Origin of the sequence: Streptomyces sp. SID8374, assembly GCF_009865135.1 — a bacterium.
In the GTDB taxonomy this organism is placed as follows: domain Bacteria; phylum Actinomycetota; class Actinomycetes; order Streptomycetales; family Streptomycetaceae; genus Streptomyces.
In genome coordinates this window covers 1,406,754-1,429,570 of record NZ_WWGH01000002.1, presented here as the reverse complement: position 1 = coordinate 1,429,570, position 22,817 = coordinate 1,406,754, and the positions used below count along the sequence as shown (strand labels likewise).

Here is a 22,817-nt window from a genome sequence, read left to right as displayed (position 1 = left end):
GGCTTTACCGTCACCCATAGGTGTTTTTCGTCAATCAGGCAGGCAAGAAATGGCCAGTGGCGGACACAGAGCCGGCACTCCACCCCTGAGTGGGCGGGCGTCTCTCCGCCACGCCACGGGCGTCGTCGTGGTGCCCGGCGGACCTGTTTCTTTCGGCGTCTTGGGTTACGGGGTTGGCGGCCGGTGCTCGTACCAGCGCAGGTCGTCCTCCAGCTGGGCGGCCAGGGCGATCAGGCGCTCCTCGCTCCGGGAGGGGCCCAGCAGTTGGGCGCCGACGGGGAGGCCGGAGCGGGTGAAGCCGGCCGGGACGTTGACGCCGGGCCAGCCGAGGACGTTCCACGGCCAGGCGTAGGGGCAGGCGGCCGTCATCGAGAGGTCGGTGCGCCAGGCGTTGAGGTGCTCGTAGGCGCCGATACGGGGTGGGGGCGCGGCGGTCGTCGGGGTGAGGAGCACGTCGTACGTATCGAAGAGGGCGCCGATGCGGCGGTGCTGGCGTACCTCGCGGGCGCGGGCCGCCCGCACCACCCGGCCGCCGAGCCGCGTCCCGGTCCGCAGGGCGCTGCGGGTGCGGGGGTCCAGGAGGGCCGGTTCCGGGTGGCGGGCGGCGAATTCGGCGATGCCTGCGGTGGCGCGGGGCACGAAGGTGAGGCCGATCAGCCCGTAGCGGGGGCGGGCCTCCTCGACGTGGTGGCCGAGCCGGGCCAGGGTCTCGGCGAGCGCGGTGACGGCCCGGCGCACCTCGGGGTCGGGTCCGGCGCCGGTGAGGGTGAGCGGGGGCCGCCAGGCGAGGGCGATGCGGAGGCGGCCCGGGTCCCGGCGGGCGGCGTCGGAGGCACGGACGGCGGGCGGGCGGTGGAAGTCGTCGGGGTGCGCACCGGCGGCCGCGTCCAGCAGGAGCGCCGCGTCGGCCACCGTACGGGCGAGGGGGCCGTTGACGGTGAGGCCCTGGAACGCGTCGTGGTGCGGGTAGACGGAGACCCGGCCGCGCTGGGGCTTGATGCCGACGAGATGGGTCCAGGCGGCGGGGATGCGGACGGACCCGGCGCCGTCCGAGCCGAGGGCGGCGGGGACCAGGCCCGCGGCGACGGCGGCGGCCGATCCGCCGGAGGAGCCGCCGGGGGTGTGGGCGGTGTTCCAGGGGTTGCGGGTGGCGCCGAAGGCGGGGCCCTCGGTGAACGGCCACTGGCCCAGCTCGCAGGAGTTGGTCTTGCCGACGATGACGGCCCCTGCGGCGCGCAGCCTGCGGACCGCCTCGCTGTCGGTGGTGGCCGGGGGCCGCTCGCCGTCGCAGCCGAAGTGGGTGGGCAGCCCCGCCACATCGGTGTCGTCCTTGACCGCGACCGGCACGCCGAGCAGCGGCAGCCGTTCCCCCGCCGCCAGCCTGCGGTCCGCCTCGGCGGCCTCCGCGAGGGCGGCCTCGGCCCGCAGATGGCGGAAGGCGTTGAGGGTGGGCCGGCTCGCCTCGATCCGGGCGAGGGCGTCGGCGACGAGTGCGGTGGAGGTGGTGGCGGAGTCGGCGAGCAGGCGCGCGCTCTCCGCCAGTCCGGGGATCGGCGCCGGGGGCGGGGTGCGCTCGGGGTGCGACCGCAGGGCCGGTCCGGTCTGCTCGGTGGGCTCCGCTGAGGACATGGGCGTGCCGCCTCCCTCGTGGCCGCGGGGTCGGCCGGTCGTCCCGGCCGCTTCCCACACGTACTTACTGGAGGGTAACGAGAGGAGGCGGCGCGCTCAACCGGTGCGGCCACTCCGGCCGTTCCGGCCGCCGGGGCGTTGCGGCTGCCTCGGCGCCACGGGCCTCAAGGCCCCGGCGTCACGGGCGGACGTGGACCTCGCCGATGCCCGTGCCGATCTTCCCGCAGTGCGCGGTGGACTGGTCCGACTCCCCGGGCCGCACCGTGACACGGTTGCCGTCGACGTCCGGTGCCCAGCCGCAGACCAGGTGGACCCAGAAGGTCTGCGTCCGGCTCCCGTTGTTGCGACAGAGCGCGAAGCCCGTGTACTCGTCGATGGCGTGCTTGCCGGTGTGGCAGGAGAGGCCGGGCGGAATCGCGGCCGGCGCGGCGGCCGGTGTCGCGGTCGCCGTGGTGACCGGGATCGCCAGCGCGACGGCCGTCGAGATGACGGCGAGCGCCCGGAGGACCGCCCGGGGCCGCTTGCCCGCAGCCGTGGCGCCCTTGCTCCTCGTCCCCGTGAACAGCTTCATGGTTCTCCTTCGTGGAAGTACCTGCGCGTACGTGACCTTCGTGGTGCGTCCCGTACGTGATCCCGAGCGGGATCGCCGCACCTCTGCCCACGCTCCGTGGCCGAAAACACCGCCGCACTTCACTCTCCGTACGCGCGCCGGGCGGCGCCCCCACTCCCGGCGTACGCTCGAAAGTGCCGGTCACACTGGTTCGCGCGCCCCTGACCGGGGCCTTTCCGAGGAGGCGACGTGAGCGGACACCGTTGGGCCGCACGGGCGGCAGCGGGTGCGGCGGCCGTCGCTCTCACCGTCACGGGTGGCGCGGTCGCGCAGGCTGACGACGACATCGCCTCGCTCACCGCCGAGCAGATCGCGGACCGCTCCCGCGACGCGCTGCTCGGGGTCTCCTCCCTGCACCTGAGCGCACGGGGCAGTCTCGACGGGAGCGGCGACCGGATGAGCGTCGATCTGACGCTGGACCGGGAGGGCAACTGCGCGGGCGGCGTCGACATGGGCGAGGACGGCTCCGTGGAGATCGTGAAGCGCGCCGACGACGTCTGGCTCAAGCCGGACAAGGCGTTCTGGGAGACCCACGTCCCGATCGGCGGCTCCACCTTCGACGCGATCCTCGACGGCCGCTACATGAAGGCGAAGGCCGACGACCCCCGCCTGCTGACGGTCACCGAGACCTGCGACCTCGACACCTTCCGCGAGTTGATCAAGGACAACCCCGACGCCACGGAGCGCGGCACGCTGACGAAGGGCCGGGAGACCGAGGTGAACGGCGCGCCCGTCATTCCGGTGACCCGCACCCAGGGCGAGGAGCGGGTGACGGTGTACGTCGCCACCGAGGGTGAACCGTACCCGGTGCGGATCACCGTGCGCGGGGCGGACGAGGAGGGGTCCGTGAGCTTCTCCGGCTTCGACCGTCCGGTGCCCGCGCGGACTCCGTCGGCGGACGAGACGGTGGATGTGACGGCTCTGCTGGGCCGCAGCGTCAAACCGACCTGAGCGCGGCCCAGCAGAGGTGGGGAGCTTGGAGCCCAGGGCCTGTCGTCAAATGCCGTCGTCGCCCGAAGGGCGGCCGCGCGATGTCTCGTGCGTGCGATCGCCGCGAGCGTGCGTGCCAGGCGTCGCACGGCAGACGGCAGTTTGACGACAGGCCCTAGGGGTAGGCCACCAGATTGGCCACGTTGGTACTGGAGTTGGACGGTCCTCCCGAGTTGTTGATGACGCGGTTGATGGTTCCCGTACCGCCGAGCGAGACGGTCACCATGTTGCGGAAGCGCACGCCCGCCGTGTTCGGCGCCTCGAAGGCACGCTCGGCGACCACGGACGGGTTGGCGTTGAAGAAGCAGTAGCTGCCCAGGCCCCACGCCTCGTGGCGGGTGACGGACGGGGAGACCTTGTACGCGTCGTAGCCGCGGGTCGAACCGTTCATCCAGGCCGCCTGGTTGGGCGGGTCGTAGGGCATCTCGTTCTGGAAGAAGTACGTGCGGCCGCCGTTGCCGTTCCAGATGACCTGGTGCTGCTGGTAGTGCTCGACGAACAGCCCGTACATCGTCACGTCGGTGCCGTTGACGACGAGGCCGGTGGCGGCGGTGTTGGTGTTCCAGCCGATGCCGGTGCCGTGGTCGCCGCGCCAGAGCCACAGGTGGTCGCCGATGACGTCGGAGCTGTTGACGACAAGGCTCTGGGTGGCCTTGCCGACGGCCGCGCCGCCGATGCGGAAGAAGACGTCGTGCAGCGAGGTGGGGTTGGCGGTGTGCCGGGCGCTCGCTCCCGGCTGCCCGATCCGCATCAGGGTCGGTGAGTTGACGGTCCCTGCGTCGATCAGGATTCCGGCGATCTTGACGCCGTCGACATCGGCGACGTCGAACGCGGTGATGCCGTTCTCGGGGATGACGGTGGCGATCCCCAGGCCGAGGACGACGGTGTTGGCGCGGGTGACGTTGATGGTCTGGTCGAGGCGGTAGACGCCGGGGGTGAAGAGGAGGTTCTTGCCCTCCGCGAGCGCCGCGTTGATCTGGGAGGCGGTGGCGCACGGTTTCACGATGAAGAACTGGCTGATGGGGAGCGACTGTCCGGCGGGCGTGCCCGAACCCCAGCTGGTGCCCTGGGTGTTGGTCCGCAGGGCCGGTACGAAGACCTGGTAGGCGCCGGCCCCGTCCACGTACAGGAAAGACTTCTCACGGCTCACCGGTGTCTGGGCGACCGTGGTGTAGGGCGGGTTGGGGAAGCTGTTGGCGGGGGCGTTGACGTCGCCGACGAAGACCATGTTCCAGTTGGAGCCGGTCCAGCTGTTCCACTGGCTGTTGCGGTAGAGCCACTGCTGCTGGGTGCCGGAGCGGACCTGGCCGTCGATCTTGGAGTCGGCCATGAAGCCGCCGCTGGACCAGCCGCCGTCGTCGAGTTGGAGGTTGCCGCGAACGTGCATACGGCGGTACGGGGCGGCCTGCGACACGGCCCAGCGGTCGGTGCCGGAGGGCGGGTTGACCGACAGGTTCTCGGCGGAGCGCCAGAAGTTGTGGGTGGCGTTCCCTTGGAACCAGTCGGCCTCGACGTGGACGCCGCCGTTGATCGTGACGTCGTCGGGTGAGAGGCCGAGCCCGGCGACCTGGGTGTAGAAGCCGACGTTGGCGTCGACGTCGTAGCGGCCTGGCTTGAAGAGAAGGGCCTGCCGCTGGGAGCCGAACTGGTTGGTCTCCTGCTGGGCGAAGACCTGGTTGAGCTTGTTCTGGATGGTCGCCCTCGGTGTGGCGGGGTCGAAGACGGAGACATTGGGGCCGAAGTCGGGGGTGCCGGGCGGGTTCGGTACGCCGGTGGCTCCGACCCGGAAGGACTGCGCGGCCGATCCGTTGCAGGTGTACTGCTGGACGCGGGCGCTGTCGGCGGTGGAGGCGGCCGGGATGTCGAGGCACTTGCCGCTGTTGCGGTTCACGAAGTGGAAGGCCCCGCCGGGCTCCTCGACGGGCAGCCACTGCTGGTTCAGTCCGCCGGAGTACGACCAGAGTTGTACGGGCGCGGCGTCGGCGGTGGACACGTTCGTCACGTCCCAGCTCTTCGCCGCGTCGTTGCGGTTGTCGACCCGTACATAGCCTCCGCCGACGGACCGGAACTGCCACTGCTGGGCGTTGCTGCCGTTGCAGGTGTACTGCTGGACCGCCGTGCCGTCGGCGGTCCCGGCGGCCGCCGAGCCCACGCACTTGCCGCTATGAGCGGCCGTCACGGTGGCTCATCCGGTGGGGAGTTCGGCGGCCTGGGCGGCGGGGGCCGTCGCGACGGCGGTGAGTAGGGAGCCCACCAGTCCGCCGAGGGCCAGCAGCGGAACGGCGAGGCGCCGGGGTCTGTGTCCGTCGCGGCGCGGGCCTCGGGGCGCGAGGAGGCCGGGCATTCTCATATGTGTCTCCGGGGTGGGGGGCGGGGCTTTCTTCAGGCCGTGAAGTTAGGCCCGTTCCGTGAACACGTCAAGACTGCGCGTACGGAGGGTGAATCCGGGCCGACCAGCGGAGCCCGGCGCCAACTCCCTTGCACCTCTGGCCTTTAGGGCTAGCCACCGCCCGCACGGACACCGCCCCGCGCCTGCATGGGAACAGGCCCGGACCAAAGCCTTGACACCTTGTTCCGTTCACTTCTTAATCACATGGAAGAACGTCCACCACATGGACGGACAAAGGATCACACCCATGCCTCAGGCCCCCACGGCCGCCCGCGCGCCGGCCTGTCCCTGCTCGCGCTGCCGGCCCTGCTCCTCACGCTCCTCGCCTCACCGGCCGGAGCGGCTCCTCCTCAAGCTCCCGCAGAGGCACCGGCGTTCAAGGTCATCGCGTTCTACAACGGGACCTGGGACGCGGCCCACATCAGCTTCGTGAAGGAAGCCGACGAGTGGTTCCCGAGGGCGGGCGCCGAGCACGGCTTCACGTACACCTCCACCAGCAACTGGAACCTGCTGGCCGACAGCGCGGCCCTGAAGCAGTACCAGGTGGTCCTCTTCCTGGACGACGCCCCGCAGTCGTCCGCCCAACGCGGCGGCTTCGAGGCGTACATGAGGGGCGGCGGGGCCTGGATGGGCTTCCATGTGGCCGCGTTCACGACCAGCGCCCAGAACTGGCCCTGGTACTACAACCAGTTCCTGGGCAGCGGGAACTTCGCCACCAACACCTGGGGCCCCACCACCGCGACCCTGCGCACCGACCACCGCACCCACCCGTCGACGGGCCGTCTTCCGGGCACGTTCACCTCGTCGGTGAGCGAGTGGTACAGCTGGAGCCGGAACCTGCGGACCAACCCCGACATCGACGTCCTGGCCTCGGTGGACCCGGTGAGCTTCCCGCTGGGCACCGACCCCGATCAGAGCTGGTACAGCGGTGATTACCCCATCGTGTGGACGAACAAGAACTACCGCATGCTGTACGCCAACTTCGGCCACAACGCGATGGACTACGCCACGAACACCCCGCTGTCGTCCACCTTCGCCTCCGCCACCCAGAACACCTTCCTGATCGACGGCCTCACCTGGCTCGGCACCGGATCGACCGGCACCCCCGGACCCGACGACCCGATCTCACCGACCGCCTGGTACAGCCTGACGAGCGCCGCCAACGGCCGCTGCGCCGACACCGGGGCGGCCGCCACGACCAATGGGACGGTGGTCCAGCAGTACGCGTGCGGCGGCTCCACGGCTCAGCCCTTCGCGCTCGCCGGCTAGGAGGGCGCGCCGCAGGCCCGGCCGGTGGTACGCCGAAAAGGCGTTTCCCCGGCCGTGCCTGACACTTCATCACTTCTCTGCCCGACGCTCCCGCCCGGTCAGCGCCACATACAGCAGCAGCGAGGAGGCGAGGCCGACCGCCCAGCCGTAGTCGGCGAGCGGCTTGAGGAGCGGGATCAGTCCGTCGGCCGGGAAGGGACCCTTGCCCGGCGCCGAGTGGGAGCCGCCCACCGCCAGGACGCCGCCCACCGCGAAGGCCGCCACCGCCCGCCAGTTCCAGCCGCCCCGGTACCAGTAGCGGCCGCCGGGCCGGTAGAGGTCGGCCAGGTCGAGGACCGTGCGGCGGACGATCCAGTAGTCGGCGATCAGGATGCCGGCCACCGTACCGAGCAGCCCGCCGACCAGCCCCAGCCAGGTGAAGATGTACAGCTCAGGCGTCTCCGTCAGCTTCCACGGCATGATGACGACCCCGACCACGCCCGTGATCAGCGCCCCGCCCTTGAAGCTGATGAACTTCGGCGCGAGGTTCGCCAGGTCGTACGCCGGTGAGACCACGTTCGCCGCGATGTTCACGGAGATCGTCGCGATCAACACGGTGACCAGGCCGAAGAGGAGCCCGAAGACGTTGTCGGTACGGGCGACGAGCTGGACCGGGTCCCAGATGGCGACCCCGTACACCGCCTGCGAGCCGGAGGTGACGAAGACCGACAGCAGGGCGAAGAACGTCATCGTGGTCGGCAGACCCAGCGACTGGCCCCAGATCTGGGCGCGCTGGCCCGCGCCGAAGCGGGTGAAGTCGGGGATGTTGAGGGAGAGCGTCGCCCAGAAGGCGATCATGCCCATCAGGGACGGGAAGAAGACCGGCCAGAAGTCGGCGCCCCAGCCGAGCGCGGACGGCTGGTCCAGCAGCGGGCCGAAGCCGCCCGCCTTGACCGCGACCCACACCAGCAGCGCGACGGCCCCGACCAGGACGAAGGGCGCCGCCCAGTTCTCGAACCGGCGCAGGGCGTCCATCCCCCGGTAGATGATGGCCAGTTCGAGCGCCCAGAAGAGCGTGAAGCAGAGCCAGAGCGTCCACGGCTGCCCGCCGATCTCCCCGGCGTTCGCCCAGCCGCCGAAGACCTTGCCGAGCAGGGTGAAGATCCCGACGCCGCCGATCCAGGTCTGGATGCCGAACCACGCACAGGCGACGGCGGCCCGGATCAGGGCGGGCAGGTTGGCGCCGCGCAGCCCGAAGGAGGCGCGGGCCAGGACCGGGAAGGGGATGCCGTACTTGGGTCCGGCGTGTCCGGTGAGCAGCATCGGGGCGAGCACGATCACATTGGCGAGCGCGATGGTGAACACGGCCTGTTTCCAGTCCATGCCGAGCGCCACCAGCCCGGAGGCGAGCAGCCAGGACGGGATGTTGTGGGCCATCCCGATCCACAGGGCCGCGAAGTTGTACGTCGTCCAGGTGCGCCGCTCCACGGGGACGGGCAACAGGTCGTCGTTGGCGAAGCGGGCGTCGTCGGGGACGTATCCGTGGGCCAGTTCGACGCGGTCGGACGCGGCGGCCGCTGCCGGTATCGCGTCCTGCGGGGAGGGTGGTGGGGTGGGTGGGACGGTGGCGGTCATGGCGGATGAGCCCTTCGCTCGGGAGCGGTGCCGTGCGGGGCGGTGCGGGCGGGTGCTACGGGCGGGGGCAGAACCGTGGGGCGCGCAGAGCGTCAGCCTGTCAGCGCCGGGATGATCGTGGATCCGTACGCGTCGATGGTCGCCTCGCGGGCGTCGTGCATGTTGTAGACGGCGAACTGGTCGACGCCCATGTCCCGCAGCGCCTGGAGCTTCTCGATATGGGCCTCGGCAGGCCCCAGCAGGCAGAACCGGTCGACGATCTCGTCGGGGACGAAGGCGGTGTCCGGGTTGCCGGTGCGGCCGTGGTGGCTGTAGTCGTAGCCGGAGCGGCCCGCGATGTACGCGGTGAGCGCCTCGGGCACCAGGCCGGAGTGCTCGCCGTAGCGGGCGACCAGGTCGGCGACGTGGTTGCCGACCATCCCGCCGAACCAGCGGCACTGCTCGCGGGCGTGGTCGAGGTCGTCGCCGACGTAAGCGGGGGCGGCGACGCAGATGGTGAGGGAGTCCGGGTCCCGGCCGGCGTCGGACGCCGCGTCCCGTACCGCCTTGATCATCCACTCGGTGAGGAACGGGTCGGCGAGCTGGAGGATGAACCCGTCCGCCTTCTGTCCGGCCAGGGCCAGGGCCTTGGGCCCGTACGCCGCCATCCACACCGGCAGCCGCCCGTCCTTCACCCACGGGATCTGCACCGGCTGCCCGTCGACCGTCGCCTCCCGCCCCTCCGCGAGGTCCCGGATGACGTCGATGGCCTCCCCCAGCCGGGCCAGGGTGTTGGGCCGCCGCCCCGCGACGCGCATCGCGGAGTCGCCGCGCCCGATCCCGCACACCGTGCGGTTGCCGTACATGTCGTTGAGGGTGGCGAAGGTGGAGGCGGTGACCTCCCAGGTGCGGGTGCCCGGGTTGGTGACCATCGGGCCGACGATCATCCGGTCGGTGTGCTCCAGGATGCGGCTGTAGATGACGAACGGCTCCTGCCAGAGCACCGCCGAGTCGAAGGTCCAGCCGTAGCGGAAGCCGTTCCGTTCGGCGCGGCGCATCAGGCCGACGACGGCGGAGGCGGGCGGGTCGGTCTGGAGGACGAGTCCGAAGTCCATGCGGGATCTCCTAGTCCACGTGCTGGCAGTTCGCTGGTCCACCTGCCTGACGGTTTGTCAGTCCAGGTATTGGGAGGTGGCGCGCGGGGTGTACATGCCGTGTCCGGCGCGGCCGGTGAACTTCTTCCCGTCGACGACGAGTTCGCCGCGCGAGAGGACCGTCTCGACCTGGCCGGTGATCCGCTTTCCCTCGTACGCCGAGTAGTCGACGTTCATGTGGTGTGTCTCGGCGGACAGGGTCTGCTCGGCGTGCGGGTCGTAGATGACGATGTCCGCGTCGGCGCCCGGGGCGATGGTGCCCTTCTTCGGGTAGAGGCCGAACATGCGGGCCGGGGAGGCGCAGGCGATCTCGATCCAGCGGCGGCGGGTGATGTGCCCGTCCACGACGGCCTGGTGCAGCAGGTCCATGCGGTGTTCGACGCCCGGCATCCCGTTGGGGATCTTGGAGAAGTCGCCGCGGCCCATCTCCTTCTGGCCGGAGAAGCAGAAGGGGCAGTGGTCGGTGGAGACCACCTGGAGCTCGTTGTTCCGCAGCCCCCGCCACAGCACCTCCTGGTGCTCCTTGGGGCGCAGCGGGGTGGAGCAGACGTACTTGGCGCCCTCGAAGTCCGGTTCGGCGAGGTTGTCGGTGGAGAGGAACAGGTACTGCGGACAGGTCTCGCCGAAGACCGGGAGCCCCTTGTGGCGGGCGGCGGCGATCTCGGCGACGGCCTCGTCGGCGGAGACGTGGACGACGTAGAGGGGCGATCCCGCCACCCGGGCGAGCTGAATCGCGCGGTGGGTGGCCTCCGCCTCCAGGGCGACCTTGCGGACGTCTCCGTGGTAGCGCGGGTCGGTGCGGCCGGCGGCGAGGGCCTGTTCGACCAACACGTCGATGGCGATGCCGTTCTCGGCGTGCATCATGATCAACCCGCCGTTGCCGGAGGCCTGTTGCATGGCCCGCAGGATCTGGCCGTCGTCGGAGTAGAAGACGCCCGGGTACGCCATGAACAGCTTGAAGGAGGTCACGCCCTCGGCGACGAGACGGTCCATCTCCTTGAGCGAGGAGGGGTTCACATCGGCGAGGATCATGTGGAAGGCGTAGTCGATGGCGCAGTTGCCGTCGGCCTTGGCGTACCAGGCGTCCAGCCCTTCGCGCAGGGACTTCCCCACGCTCTGGATCGCGAAGTCCACGATGGTGGTGGTGCCGCCCCAGGCGGCGGCCCGGGTGCCGGTCTCGAAGGTGTCGGCGGCGTACGTCCCGCCGAACGGCATCTCCATATGGGTGTGCGCGTCGACGCCGCCCGGGATGACGTACTTGCCGGTGGCGTCGATCCTGCGGTCGGCGCTCCAGGACTCCGCCGCGTCGGTGCCGTGGGCGGCGAGCGCGGCGATGCGGCCGCCCTCGACGAGGACGTCGGCGTGGATCTCGTCGGACGCGGTGATGACCAGACCACCGTGGATGACGGTGCGGCTCATGGGTACCTCCTCGCTGGGGCGGTACGGGGGCCCTGCACGTGGGCCCCCGCACGGTGTTCGGTCGGTGCTCGGACGGTGCTGAGTGAGCGCCCGTGCTGTGCCGGGTCAGCACCCGTACGTCGTCCGGTCGGCGCTCGTACGCTGTTCCGGTCGGCGCTCGCACGGCGTTCCCGGTCGGCGCTCGTACGTCGTTCAGTCGGCGGCGTGCAGGGCGTCGGCGAGCACCGACGCGCCCTCCTCTGCCTCGGCGACGGTCAGGGTCAGGGGCGGGGCGATCCGCAGCACGCTGGTGTTGTGGCCGCCGCCCTTGCCGATGAGCAGGCCGCCCGCGCGCGCCGCTTCCAGGACGGCCGCGGCCGCCTCCGGGTTCGCCTCGTCCGTGCCGGGCTTCACCAGTTCGATGCCGATCATCAGGCCCCGGCCGCGCACTTCGCGTACGGCGTCGGAACCGGCCGCGATCCCCCGCAGCCTCTCGATGAGAAGGCCGCCGACGCGCCGCGCGTTGCCCTGGAGGTCGTGCTCCAGGTGGTACGAGAGGTTGGCGAGGCCGGCCGCCATGGTGACGGGTGAACCGCCGAACGTGGAGATGGAGTTGGCGTCCAGGCAGTTCATCACCTCCGCGCGGGCGACGACTCCGCCGATGGACATGCCGTTGCCGATGCCCTTGGCGAAGGTGAGGATGTCCGGCGGGCCGTGCTCGGCGTGCGCCTGCCAGCCCCAGAAGTGTTCGCCGGTACGGCCCCAGCCGGTCTGCACCTCGTCGGAGATCCACAGGATGCCGTGGCGGTCCAGGACTTCGCGGAACGCGGCGAACAGCCCGTCGGGCGGCGAGGTGAAGCCGCCGACGCCCTGGATGGGTTCCGCGATGAGTGCCGCGGCCTCCCGGGTGTGGCCGAGGAGGTCCTCCAGATCGGCGACGCACGCCCGGATGAACCGCTCGTCGCTCAGCTCCGCGTACGGGCCCCGGGTGCGGACGCCCCCGTGGACGTACAGCGTCTGGAGCGGGGACAGACTCGTGGGCGACCAGGCGTGGTTGCCGGTGATGGAGACCGCCGAGAAGGAGCGGCCGTGGTAGCTGTTGCGCAGCGCGAGGATCTGGTTGGAGCCGCGGTAGGCGGTGGCGAGCAGCAGCGCTGTGTCGTTCGCCTCGGTGCCCGAGGTGGTGAAGAAGACCCGGGCGTCGGGGATGCCGGAGAGGGTGGCGATCCGCTCGGCCAGCTCCACCATGGGGCGGTTGAGGTAGAGCGTGGAGGAGTGGATGATCCGCCCGGCCTGCTCGGAGACCGCCTTGGTGACCTCGGGCAGGGCGTGGGCGGTCATGGTGGTGAGGATGCCGCCGAAGAAGTCCAGGTAGCGGTTGCCGTCGGCGTCCCAGACGTACCGCCCCTCACCGTGGGTGAGTTCGATGGGGTGGCGGTAGTAGAGGGCCAGCCACTCGGGGCTGACGGCCAGGTGGCGCTCGTACAGTCCGCTCACGGCTCCACCAGCCCGTCGTAGGCGTCGGGCCTGCGGTCCCGGTAGAACGCCCACTGCTGGCGGACCTCGTCGATCAGGCCGAAGTCCAGGTCGCGGACGAGGAGTTCCTCCTCCTTGTCGCTGGCGACGTCACCGACGAACTGGCCGCGCGGGTCGACGAAGTAGCTGGTGCCGTAGAAGTCGTTGTCGCCGTACTCCTCCTGGCCGACCCGGTTGATCGCGGCGACGAAGTATTCGTTGGCGACGGCCGACGCGGGCTGTTCCAGCTGCCAGAGGTAGCCGGAGAGGCCGCGTGAGGTGGCGGACGGGTTGTAGACCAACTGGGCTCCGTTGAGTCCGAGTTGGCGCCACCCTTCGGGGAAGTGCCGGTCGTAGCAGATGTAGACGCCGACCTTGCCGACGGCGGTGTCGAAGACGGGCCAGCCGGCGTTGCCGGGCTTGAAGTAGAACTTCTCCCAGAACCCCTTGACCTGCGGGATGTGGTGCTTGCGGTACTTGCCGAGGTAGGAGCCGTCGGCGTCGATCACGGCGGCGGTGTTGTAGTAGAAGCCGGACTGTTCGAGCTCGAAGACCGGGACGACGATCACCATGCCGGTCTCGCGGGCGAGGTCCTGCATCCGGCGTACGGTCGGGCCGTCGGGGACCGGCTCCGCCCAGCGGTAGTGCTCGGGGTCCTGGACCTGGCAGAAGTAGGGGGCGTTGAACACCTCCTGGAACCCGATGATCTTCGCCCCCTGCCGGGCGGCCTCGCGCGCATGGTCCTCATGCTTGGCGATCATGGATTCGGTGTCGCCGGTCCAGGTCGCCTGGACGAGTGCGGCGCGTACGACGTGGGACATGAGCTGCTCCTTCGACGCGGCGTCAGAGAGCCTCTACGCGTTTTCTACGCACGTAGATCGGTGCATGGATGGAGAACGTAAGCCCCTGTGTCCGGCGGGGCAAGACCATCGCCGTGAACCGGCTGAGTCGATCATGTTTCGTACCCGAGCGGTCCACACCGTTCACGGTACGCATCACTCCGCTCAGGCGCGGCACGTCGCCCGGAACCGGAAAAGGTTTGCCCTGAAGTGCGCTCCAGCTCATAGCCTCCGAGCACCGACGGGAATCGTCCCGGACCGCATCACCGCACATCCGTCGCGCGAAAGGATCCTTCATGCGCTGCACACTCTTCGGCAGGACCGGTATGCGCGTCAGCGAGCTGGCCCTGGGTGCCATGACCCTGGGCCGCCACGAATCCGGCCACGCCGCCGTACGGGAGACCTCCGGGCGGATCCTCGACGCCTACCTGGAGGCCGGCGGGAATTTCCTGGACACGGCGGACATCTACGCGGGCGGCACATCCGAGAGCGTCCTGGGCGAACTGCTGGGCGACCGCCGCGACGCGCTCGTCCTCGCCAGCAAGTACACCTGCGCCACCAGGCCGGGCGACCTCAACTCCGGGGGCAACCACCGCAAGAACCTGGTGCAGTCCGTGGAGGCGAGCCTGGGGCGGCTGCGGACGGACCGGCTGGACGTCCTCTGGGTGCACGCCCGGGACAACTTCACGCCGGTGGAGGAGGTCATGCGCGCCCTCGACGACCTCGTCCGGAGCGGCAAGGTGCTGTACGTCGGCGTGTCCGACTGGCCCGCCTGGGAGATCGCCCAGGCCAGTACGGTCGCCGAGCTGCGCGGCTGGACGCCGTTCACCAGTTCGCAGCTCCGCTACAGCCTGCTGGAGCGGACCCCGGAGCGTGAACTGCTCCCGCAGGCCCGCGCCTTCGACCAGGCCGTCTTCGCCTGGAGCCCGCTCGCCCGGGGCCGCCTGACCGGCCGCCAGGAGGAAGCGGCGGCGGGTGGGGCCGACGAGGCGGAGCTGCGCGCGCGGGAGACCGTGCGGGCCGTGGTCGAGATCGCCCGGGAGGGTGGCTGGAGCCCGGCCGCAGTGGCGCTGGCCTGGCTGCGCGGGCGCCCGGGCAACATCGTCCCGATCCTCGGCCCGTCCACCCCGGACCAGCTCACCGACGCCCTCGGCTGCCTGGACGTGGAGCTGGACGCGGCGGCCGTGGAGCGGCTGGACACGGTGAGCGCGGTGCCGCTGGGCTTCCCGCACGACTTCCTGCGCGAGGAGGGGGTGATCGAGACGGTGTACGGGGACCGCTGGGCGGCCATCGAGGACCGGCGCTCCACTTATCGGCGTACGACCTCCGAGGTGCTCTGAGCCCTCGCCCTGGTGGGGGCCAGGGGGGCGGTGGGGGCCCGGGTGCTGCGGGGCGACGGTGAGGCCCCGGGGCACTACGCGGCTTCGGCGGGCGGGCGCCGGGGGTACTGCGCGGCATCGTCGGTGGACGCCCGAGGCACTGCGCGGCGTCACAGGCAGGGCCTGTCCGGGTCCCCCGCCGCCTCACACGCCCGGCACGCCCGCCACCCGCAGCGCGTGGACCAGGTCCCACTCCCGCTCCACCGACACCTCACGGGCCGCCGCCAGCAGGTGTGGCAGGATGCGGGTCCCGCCGCCCGCGATCTCGGCCGCCTCCTGCGGCGTACGTACGCGGACGAAGGCGCCCAGCAGCGCCCGCGCCTCGCCCTCGCGGCCCGCCCCGTCCAGGGCGAGCACCGCCTCGGCGACCTCGGCGGCGGGCCTGGCCACCCCCTGCCGGAGCAGCAGCCCGCAGTCCTCGTCCCGGCCCGCCGCGGCCAGCGCGCCCGCCGCCGCCGCGAACCCGGCGGGCGGCAGCGAGGACGCCTCCCAGAGCAGGGTCGTCCAGTCGGCGGCCAGACCGGCCCGGTACAGGGCGACCGCGAGCACGGGCAGCCGGGGCGCGGGCCAGGCCGCCACCTCGCAGAGCACCACGTGGGCCTCGCCGCTGCGCCCCTCCGCCCGCAGCTGGACCAGCCGCGCGACGGCGGCGGCCACCGCCTCTCCGGCCTCCGGGTCCGGCAGCGCGGCCGGGGCCGGGGCCTCCTCAGCCGCCTCCGCAGGCCCGCCGCCGAAGCGGGCGCCTCGCGGGGCTGAGCCGCCCGCCGGCGGGGGCGCGGGCGGGGCGGGGAGAGGCGAGGGGGCGTACTCCGTCTCCTCCTCGTCGTCCACGTCGAGACCGGCGAACCGGGCGCCGCCCGACTTCTTCCGCCGGGGCGCGGGGGCGGATCTGCGGGACCGGGAACGTCCGAGGGGGTGTTCGGAGGGCTCCGAGGGTGGGGCGGGCTCGGGTACGGGCTCAGCCATGGGCTGCGGTACCGGTTGCGCGAGAGCCTCCGGAGCCTCCGGCGTCTCCGCGGCTTCCTGCGGCGGGTGCTCCGGGGCCCGCCACGCCGGCCCGTCGGAACCCCAGCGCGCCGAACCGCGCGGACCGGCTTCGCGGTCAGGGTCAGCCCCGGCTCTCGGCTGCGGAACCGTCACCGCCGCCAGCCGCTTGCGCAGCTCCACGCATCTGGCCGAGGCGCGCCGGTGGTCGTCGTGGGCCCAGGCCAGCGCCTCCGGGTCGGCCGGGTCGCCGCCCGCCGCCGCCCCGGCCGTGCGCAGCCGCTCGGCGGCGCGGCCCTGCTCGCGGATCATCAACTCCAGCCGGTGGACCAGCTCCTGGCGTCCGCCGGGCCGCCGGTCGTGGGCGGCCGCGGAGGCGGAGTACAGCGCGGCGGCCCGTACCGAGACCTGCTCGGCGAAGTACGCGCCGTGGACCTCGGCCAGGTCGGCGAGCAAGGACTCCACGACGTCCCAGGGCGGTATCTCGACCCCGTCGAGGCAGGACCGCATCCCCTGGGGGTCGCGCCGGGTGAAGACCCCGTACCACCCGCGTCCGGGGTCGAGTCGTGCTGTCAGTTCCTGTAGGTACTGCGCGAACGTGCCTACATCCACCGCATGCTGATGCACCGTCATCGTCGCCCTCGCCGACTGTCGACTGGAGCCTTCCAGTCCGCAGGCATTCGACCGCAGGCGTGTTACGGGACGGCTACACGCAGCTTTCGTCCGCGCTGCGCCGGGCGCACGGGGGCCGACGGCGTGCGCCCCCGTACGCGATGCGGCGGGGGAACTCGGAACCCGTACGCGACCGGCAGTCGGCCTCAGAAGGTGACGGCGATCCCGGTGTGCGGGCGCTTGCCGAAGCGGGCGATGGTGGCGGGCCAGTCGACGAGCCAGAACTTCCAGGTGTACTTGCGGGCCAGCAGCTTGCGTACCTGGCGGGTCTCGTCCGCGTCGAGGAGGCGTGCGGTGCCCTCGGCACTCGGAGCGCCCTCGGCGATCTTGCCCCGTACGTCGCAGACGGTGATGACCACATCGGTGTTGTTGCGGAGCCGCTTGACCTTCCATGAGTCGGAGCGGGTCCACACGTACAGCACCTCCCCCTCGGCCGCGGCCCATACGGGCGTGGCGACGGGCGTGCCGTCCTTGCGGTAGGTGGTCAGGCTGACGTATTCGCTGCGCGCGAAGTCCTGGAGAGTCACGGACGCGACCCTACGCATCGCGCGCCCGTTACGCGATCAGAGGTACGACGGCGGGTTCGGCGGACTCCAGGGCGCAGCGGCCGAGCAGTTCGTCCATGGAGAGGCCGAGGGCCCCGGCGAGCGCGGCGACCGTGAAGAAGGCGGGGGTGGGGGCGCGGCCGGTCTCGATCTTGCGGAGGGTCTCGGCGGAGATTCCGGCGCTCGCCGCGACGGCGACCATGCTGCGCTCCCCGCGCGCCTCACGGAGCAGGCGGCCGAGCCGTTCGCCGCGGAGGCGCTCTTCAGGGGTGAGTGGGGTGCGGACCATGGACCCACTCTACTACGGTTCACCATTCTTATACCGTCATTACTATACCGCTTCGACCGGTATAGTAATGGGCATGGTGCACATCAAGACAGACACATCCATCGAAGCCATGCGTGAGTCCGGACGCGTCGTCGCGCGGATCCTGGCCCGCGCCCAGGAGGTCGCCGCCGTCGGCGTGACGCCCCGCGAGCTGGACGAGGCGGCGCGCGAGGTGCTGCGCGAGGCGGGGGCCTCCTCGCCGTTCCTGAACTACAAGCCGCACTTCGCGCCGACCCCGTTCCCGGCCGTCATCTGCGTCTCCGTGAACGACGCCGTCGTCCACGGCATCCCCTCCGCCGAGCCCCTGCGCGACGGCGACCTGGTCAGCGTGGACGCGGGCGCCCTGCTGGGCGGCTGGGCGGGTGACGCGGCGGTCAGCTTCACCGTCGGCACGGCCCGCCCCGCCGACACCGAGCTGATCGACGCGGCCACCACCGCGCTGGAGGCGGGCATCGCGGCGGCGGTCGTCGGCAACCGGATCGGCGACATCGCCCACGCGATCGGCACGGTCTGCCGCAAGGCGGGCTACGGCATCCTCGACGGGTACGGCGGCCACGGCATCGGCCGTTCGATGCACGAGGACCCGTCCGTGCCGAACGAGGGACGGCCGGGGCGCGGCATGCCGCTGCGCCACGGGATGGTCCTCGCGATCGAGCCCATGCTGCTCGGCGGCGGCCTCGACGAGTTCCGCCACGACGAGGACGGCTGGACGCTGCGGACGACCGACGGCAGCCGGGCCGCGCACGCCGAGCACACGGTGGCCATCACGAACGACGGCCCGCGCGTCCTCACCGCCCTCTGAGCGGCAAGACCCCCTCATCACGTCCGACGAACGCCCTCGCCAGCTCCTCGCCCCGGCTCTCCGCCTTGGCGCGGCTCTCGATCGGTGAGACGCGGGAGTCCTTGAACGCGATGTACGTGACGCCGGACGCGGCCCCGCCGGTCGTCGGGTGGGGATCGATGGACAGCTCCTCCGCCAGCGCGTACGACCCCTCGCCGATGATCCCGGCGGGCCCGGTGTCGCCGATGACGGCGTACCGCACCTGGTCCTTGTGGATCACGGCGACCACGCTGCCACCGGTCAGCCCGGACTTCCGGTAGTCCCAGATCCGGCCCGGCGCCGGCACCACCACGAACGGCAGCCGCGCCGAGTCCAGCGGTTTGCCGCGCGAGGTCTGGAACGCGGTCTGCGACTGGAAGTAGGGGTCGGTCCGCGTGTTGCAGGCCTTCGTCTTCCGGCCGTCGCAGTCGATGTCCATGTCCGCCTTCCAGAACACGGCGTCCGTGGTGCCGCAGACGGGGACGGTGGCCTTCGAGCTGTTGGCGTCCGTACGGTACTTGCCCCGCGAGATCTGCCGGCAGGAGCGGACCTCGGCGAGCAGTTCCTCCGCGCTCACCGACGCGTCCGTGAGGGCTTCCGGGGCAAGACCAGCCCGGGTGTCCGGCGGTGTGCCGGGTACGGGGACGTCGGCGGTGGCGGGCAGGGCCGCCGGGCCGAGCAGGGCGGCCCCGCAGACGGCGGAGGTGGCGGCGGTCAGAGTGAACGTTCGGGTACGCATCGTGGGGGACGGACCTTCCAGTCGACCGGGGGGACCCGTGCGGCCCCTCCTTGCGCCGGCGCGGGATCTCCGGCTCTCCCCTCCCCCGGCGGCGGTGCAGGTCGCGCGCGGTGTGTACCGCGTACGACCGGCCCGCCGCCCCTGCTGCATGAGGCCGGGTCAGCTCCCGCCGCCCGGCTGCACCACCATGGCCGAGCCACCGCCCCGCCGCACCTTTTCCGCCGCCGCCAGCCAGCGGCCGTCGGGGAGCCGCTGTACGCCGGTGGCGGCGCCGATCTCCGGGTTCTGCCGGAAGGCGTGGCCGAGCGCTTCGAGCTCGGCGCGGACCGGGCTGTTCCACAGGTCCGGTTCGATCTCGGTGGCCGCCGCGTTGCGCTGGCTGGCGCGGGGCGCGGCGATCGCGTCGACGAGCGGGAGCCCGCGGTCGAGGTGGCCGGTGAGGGACTGGAGCACGGTGGTGATGATCGTGGCGCCGCCCGGTGAGCCGAGGGCCAGGACCGGCTTGCCGTTCTTGAGGACGATGGTCGGGGACATCGACGAGCGGGGCCGCTTGCCCGGGCCTGGGAGGTTCGGGTCGTGCACGGCCGGGTTGGCCGGGGCGAAGGAGAAGTCGGTCAGCTCGTTGTTGAGGAGAAAGCCACGGCCGGGGACCGTGATGGCGCTGCCGCCGGTGGACTCGATCGTCAGGGTGTAGGAGACGACGTTGCCCCACTTGTCGGCCGTCGTGAGGTGGGTGGTGTTCTCCCCTTCGAACGTCGTGGGCGCCGCCGTACCACCGCTCCCGCAGCGGGCCGGGTTTCGTGGGTCACCGGGCGCCACCGGACTGGTCAGCACCGCGTCGTCCCTGATCAGGCATCCGCGCGCGTCCGCGAACCGCTGGCTCAGCAGCTCCTTGGTGGGCACGTTCTCGAAGGCGGGGTCGCCGACCCAGCGTCCCCGGTCGGCGAAGGCGATGCGGCTCGCCTCGATGAGCCGGTGGAGGTAGCGGGCCTCGCTCGCCCGCGAGAGGTCGGTGCGCTCCAGCATGTTGAGCGCCTGGCCCACGGTCGTACCGCCGGACGAGGAGGGCGCCATGCCGTACACGTCCAGGCCCCGGTAGCCGGCCTTCGTCGGGCTCTGCTTCAGCGTGCGGTACGAGGAGAGGTCCTTGCGGGTCAGATCGCCGGGGCGGACGTCGCGGGTCGCCTTCGGGTCGACGGGCGGCTTGCGGACCGTACGGACGATGTCGTCCGCCAACTCGCCCCGGTACAGCTCCCCGACGCCCTTGCGGCCGAGCTTCTCGTACGTACGGGCCAGATCGGGATTCTTGAACACCGATCCCACGACGGGTAGTTCACCACCGGGCAGGAACAGCTTCGCGGAGGCCGGGAAGTCGGCGAAGCGGGCCTGGTTGGAAGCCGTCTGCGAGCGGAAGGTGTCGTCCACCACGAAGCCGTCCCGGGCCAGGCGCTCGGCCGGTTTCAGCAGCGTACGAAGGGACTTGGAGCCCCATGCGTCGAGTGCGCGCTCCCAGGTGGCCGGGGTGCCAGGGGTGCCGACGGAGAGGCCGCTGGTGACGCCCTCCTCGAACGGGATGGGCTTGCCGTCCTCCAGGAAGAGGGAGGCGTCCGCGCTGCGGGGTGCGGTCTCGCGGCCGTCGATGGTCTGGACGGTGCGCTTCCTGGCGTCGTAGTGGACGAAGTAGCCCCCGCCGCCGATGCCCGCCGAGTACGGCTCGGTCACGCCGAGCGCGGCTGCGGTCGCCACGGCCGCGTCCACCGCGTTGCCGCCCTTGCGCAGCACCTCGATGCCGACCGCCGACGCGTCTCGGTCGACACTGGCCACCGCTCCCCCGTACCCCACCGCCACCGGGGACTTGGGTGGGGCGGGGTGCCGGTGGGCGGGTTGCGCGGAGCCCGCGGGGGCGGCGGCCCCGAGGGAGGCGACCACGGCGAGGGCGGCCACTATCGAGATGTTCCGGCCGACGGAACGGCGCATACGAACCTCCAGTCAACAGATCTCCGCGCAGGCTAGCCCGCGGGCACCCGGATCGTCAGGACCGCCTCGAACGGTTACCCGAATGACCGATAACATGCCCGGCCATGACGGACGACGTGCGCAACATCGTGCTGGGCGTGATAGCCGCCGGGGTCAGCGGATCGCTGGGCTGGCTGGCCCGTACCTACCTCCTGCGGCGCAAGCTACGCCGTAAGCAGGCGTTCTTCGGGCTCCCCGCCCACTCCGAATGCCTGCTGGTCGTCAACCGGTACGCGGGCGCCGAAGGGTCCGTGCACCGGTACGACGTGTTCGCGCTGCTGGAGCTCTCCGCTCTGATCAAGGACTGTGCGGCCAACGCGCAGATCGTCACGCACGACGTGGCGCAGCAGGGTTTCGGGGAACGTACGGAGTTCTGCGTCGGCGGCCCCACCTCCAACCAGCGGATGGCGGCCCACCTGCGGACCCTGCTCCCCGGTGTACGGATCAACACCGACCCGGACCCCGGCCCGGACCGGGTCGCCTTCCAGATCGGCTCGGAGCGCTACCGGCTGGAGCCGGGGACCGCGGAGTACGTCCTGCTCGCCCGGCTGACGGGGGGTCAGGACGCGCGCCCTGTCTTCCTGTTCTGCGGACAGCGGGCCATCACCAACCAGGCGGCGACCCGTTATGTGTCGCGCCACTACGAGAAGCTGCTGCGCAAGCACGGCAACAAGTCCTTCGCGCTGCTGCTGAAGGTGGTCAACTCCCAGGCGTACGGCCCCGATGTGGTGGAGGTCGTCGGCGATGTGACACGTGCGGCGCAGACGCCGGAACCGGCGACGCCCCCCGCCTCCCACCGGGCGGGGAGCTGAGTGCTCGCGTCAGCTGATCAGCTCGGCAGGCCGCCGTTGATCTCGACGACCTGGCCGGTGATGTAGGCGGCACGGTCCGAGACCAGAAAGGAGACCAGGTCGGCGACCTCCTGCGGGGTGCCGGCCCGGCCGAGCGGGACGCTCTTGAGGTGGCGTTCGGCGACCTCGGCGGGGAGGTCGGCCGTCATGTCGGTGGAGATCAGGCCGGGTGCGACGACGTTGGCGCGGATGCCGTAGCGGCCGCACTCCCGGGCCAGGGAGCGGGTGAAGCCGATGATCCCCGCCTTGGAGGCCGCGTAGTTGGTCTGGCCCGCGCTGCCGTGCACCCCGGCGATGGAGGAGAGCGTGACGACGGCTCCCCGGCGGCGGCGCATCAGCGGGTAGACGGCGGCCCGGCAGACGTTGTAGGTGCCGTCGAGGTTGGTGCCGATGACCGAGCGCCACTCCTCCTCGGCCATCAGGGCGAGCGGCCGGTCCCGGGTGATGCCGGCCGAGGTGACGACGGCCGCGAGCGGGCCGAGTTCGGCCTCGGCCTCGGCGACGAACGCCTTGACCTGGGCGGCATCGGCAACGTCGACCGGCCGGTGGTGGACCCGGGCGCCGGCCTTCTCGGCGATCAGGGCCGCTTCCCCGGCGGCCTCCGCGTCGGAGCGGTAGCAGAAGGCGATGTCGTAGCCGTCCTCGGCGAGGCGGGCGACGACGGCACGCCCGATGCCTCGGGAGCCGCCGGTGATCAGGGCTACGGGGCGGGTTGACGGCTCGACGGGTGCTGGGCCGCCGACGACCTCGGTGCCGGTGGCGGTGGTGGCTTCGGCTTGGGTACCGGTCGTGGCTTCGGCTTCGAGGCCGCTCATGTGGCGGACGCGCCGTTCAGCTCGGCCTCGATCAGCTCCCGTACGAGCCGGAAGCTGCCGATCTCGGCCAGCCGCGACTCGTCGATCTTCACGCCGTAACGCTCCTCGACCCGGACGGCGATCTCCAGCGAGATCAGCGAGTCGACCTCCAGGTCCTCCTTGAAGCGGGCGTCGTCGGTGACCTCGTCGACGGGCAGTTCCAGCGCCTCGGCGACGACGGTACGCAGCTCCTCGGCATCGAAGGCCTGGTCGGTGTGGGTGTGGGTGGGCATGGGGCGCTCC

Annotated in this window: 20 protein-coding genes and 1 pseudogene; 5 read left to right on the top strand and 16 right to left on the bottom strand. The window is 71.6% G+C overall.

Annotation, left to right across the window (positions count from 1 at the left end):
• Nucleotides 1-165 precede the first annotated feature (165 nt).
• Nucleotides 166-1,629 (bottom strand): amidase, encoded by a 1,464-nt coding sequence (locus tag GTY67_RS29725; RefSeq protein ID WP_161281066.1) that lies wholly within the window; start codon nt 1,627-1,629, stop codon nt 166-168.
• Between the two features lie 178 nt (nt 1,630-1,807).
• Complete coding sequence (locus tag GTY67_RS29720) at nt 1,808-2,200, bottom strand: hypothetical protein (protein ID WP_161281065.1); 393 nt, start codon at nt 2,198-2,200, stop codon at nt 1,808-1,810.
• A gap of 228 nt (nt 2,201-2,428) precedes the next feature.
• Between GTY67_RS29720 and GTY67_RS29715 the strand changes: the two genes are divergently transcribed.
• Nucleotides 2,429-3,190, top strand: coding sequence for a hypothetical protein (locus tag GTY67_RS29715; RefSeq protein WP_161281064.1), 762 nt, complete (start codon nt 2,429-2,431; stop codon nt 3,188-3,190).
• A gap of 154 nt (nt 3,191-3,344) precedes the next feature.
• Here the strand turns inward: GTY67_RS29715 and GTY67_RS29710 are convergent, their stop codons facing one another.
• Together GTY67_RS29710 and GTY67_RS35590 are read right to left on the bottom strand one after the other, a co-directional pair.
• Nucleotides 3,345-5,408 (bottom strand): RICIN domain-containing protein, encoded by a 2,064-nt coding sequence (locus GTY67_RS29710; RefSeq protein ID WP_343238786.1) that lies wholly within the window; start codon nt 5,406-5,408, stop codon nt 3,345-3,347.
• Nucleotides 5,409-5,414: 6 nt separating this feature from the next.
• Complete coding sequence (locus GTY67_RS35590; protein ID WP_343238785.1) at nt 5,415-5,579, bottom strand: hypothetical protein; 165 nt, start codon at nt 5,577-5,579, stop codon at nt 5,415-5,417.
• Nucleotides 5,580-5,841: 262 nt separating this feature from the next.
• Between GTY67_RS35590 and GTY67_RS29705 the strand changes: the two are divergent.
• Nucleotides 5,842-6,872: pseudogene (locus GTY67_RS29705) on the top strand (ThuA domain-containing protein); the annotation flags it as partial.
• 84 nt (nt 6,873-6,956) lie between these two features.
• Here the strand turns inward: GTY67_RS29705 and GTY67_RS29700 are convergent.
• The 5 genes from GTY67_RS29700 to GTY67_RS29680 form a co-directional block, all read right to left on the bottom strand.
• Nucleotides 6,957-8,501, bottom strand: a complete 1,545-nt coding sequence (locus GTY67_RS29700) for an NCS1 family nucleobase:cation symporter-1 (RefSeq protein ID WP_093693986.1) — start codon at nt 8,499-8,501, stop codon at nt 6,957-6,959.
• Between the two features lie 92 nt (nt 8,502-8,593).
• The gene (locus GTY67_RS29695; protein WP_093693987.1) at nt 8,594-9,595 is read right to left on the bottom strand and encodes a TIGR03842 family LLM class F420-dependent oxidoreductase; all 1,002 of its coding nucleotides are present in this window, start codon (nt 9,593-9,595) and stop codon (nt 8,594-8,596) included.
• Nucleotides 9,596-9,652: 57 nt separating this feature from the next.
• Nucleotides 9,653-11,053, bottom strand: a complete 1,401-nt coding sequence (gene hydA / locus GTY67_RS29690) for a dihydropyrimidinase (RefSeq protein ID WP_093693988.1) — start codon at nt 11,051-11,053, stop codon at nt 9,653-9,655.
• 192 nt (nt 11,054-11,245) lie between these two features.
• Nucleotides 11,246-12,529, bottom strand: a complete 1,284-nt coding sequence (locus GTY67_RS29685) for an aspartate aminotransferase family protein (protein WP_093693989.1) — start codon at nt 12,527-12,529, stop codon at nt 11,246-11,248.
• Nucleotides 12,526-13,368: a nitrilase-related carbon-nitrogen hydrolase gene (locus tag GTY67_RS29680; protein ID WP_161281063.1), complete on the bottom strand. Its 843-nt coding sequence runs from the start codon at nt 13,366-13,368 to the stop codon at nt 12,526-12,528. The genes GTY67_RS29685 and GTY67_RS29680 overlap by 4 nt, the downstream gene beginning before the upstream one ends.
• 314 nt (nt 13,369-13,682) lie before the next feature.
• On the opposite strand from GTY67_RS29680, the gene GTY67_RS29675 reads away from it, so the two are divergent.
• Nucleotides 13,683-14,726: an aldo/keto reductase gene (locus GTY67_RS29675; protein WP_161281062.1), complete on the top strand. Its 1,044-nt coding sequence runs from the start codon at nt 13,683-13,685 to the stop codon at nt 14,724-14,726.
• A gap of 183 nt (nt 14,727-14,909) precedes the next feature.
• Here the strand turns inward: GTY67_RS29675 and GTY67_RS29670 are convergent, their stop codons facing one another.
• From GTY67_RS29670 to GTY67_RS29660, 3 genes are all read right to left on the bottom strand, one after another.
• Complete coding sequence (locus GTY67_RS29670) at nt 14,910-16,382, bottom strand: hypothetical protein (RefSeq protein ID WP_161281061.1); 1,473 nt, start codon at nt 16,380-16,382, stop codon at nt 14,910-14,912.
• A 185-nt stretch (nt 16,383-16,567) separates the two neighbouring features.
• The gene (locus tag GTY67_RS29665) at nt 16,568-16,948 is read right to left on the bottom strand and encodes a PPOX class F420-dependent oxidoreductase (protein WP_161281060.1); all 381 of its coding nucleotides are present in this window, start codon (nt 16,946-16,948) and stop codon (nt 16,568-16,570) included.
• A 28-nt stretch (nt 16,949-16,976) separates the two neighbouring features.
• Entirely contained in the window at nt 16,977-17,255 is a 279-nt protein-coding gene (locus tag GTY67_RS29660; RefSeq protein WP_093686637.1) for a helix-turn-helix transcriptional regulator, read from the bottom strand.
• A 67-nt stretch (nt 17,256-17,322) separates the two neighbouring features.
• Here GTY67_RS29660 and map point away from each other — a divergent pair, with 67 nt between their 5' ends.
• Nucleotides 17,323-18,096, top strand: coding sequence for a type I methionyl aminopeptidase (map, locus tag GTY67_RS29655; protein ID WP_176727370.1), 774 nt, complete (start codon nt 17,323-17,325; stop codon nt 18,094-18,096).
• Here map and GTY67_RS29650 read toward each other — a convergent pair.
• Both GTY67_RS29650 and ggt read right to left on the bottom strand, forming a co-directional pair.
• Entirely contained in the window at nt 18,083-18,853 is a 771-nt protein-coding gene (locus tag GTY67_RS29650; RefSeq protein ID WP_161281059.1) for a glycoside hydrolase family 75 protein, read from the bottom strand. The two genes, map and GTY67_RS29650, sit on opposite strands and share 14 nt — an antisense overlap.
• Nucleotides 18,854-19,012: 159 nt before the next feature.
• The gene (gene ggt, locus GTY67_RS29645) at nt 19,013-20,830 is read right to left on the bottom strand and encodes a gamma-glutamyltransferase (protein ID WP_093686635.1); all 1,818 of its coding nucleotides are present in this window, start codon (nt 20,828-20,830) and stop codon (nt 19,013-19,015) included.
• A 104-nt stretch (nt 20,831-20,934) separates the two neighbouring features.
• Between ggt and GTY67_RS29640 the strand changes: the two genes are divergently transcribed.
• The gene (locus GTY67_RS29640; protein ID WP_093686634.1) at nt 20,935-21,681 is read left to right on the top strand and encodes a hypothetical protein; all 747 of its coding nucleotides are present in this window, start codon (nt 20,935-20,937) and stop codon (nt 21,679-21,681) included.
• Between the two features lie 17 nt (nt 21,682-21,698).
• On the opposite strand, the gene fabG is transcribed toward GTY67_RS29640, so the two are convergent.
• Nucleotides 21,699-22,535, bottom strand: coding sequence for a 3-oxoacyl-ACP reductase FabG (gene fabG / locus GTY67_RS29635; protein WP_237502949.1), 837 nt, complete (start codon nt 22,533-22,535; stop codon nt 21,699-21,701).
• Complete coding sequence (locus GTY67_RS29630) at nt 22,532-22,807, bottom strand: acyl carrier protein (RefSeq protein WP_093686633.1); 276 nt, start codon at nt 22,805-22,807, stop codon at nt 22,532-22,534. Before GTY67_RS29630 ends, fabG begins: the two co-directional genes overlap by 4 nt.
• Between the last annotated feature and the right edge of the window lie 10 nt (nt 22,808-22,817).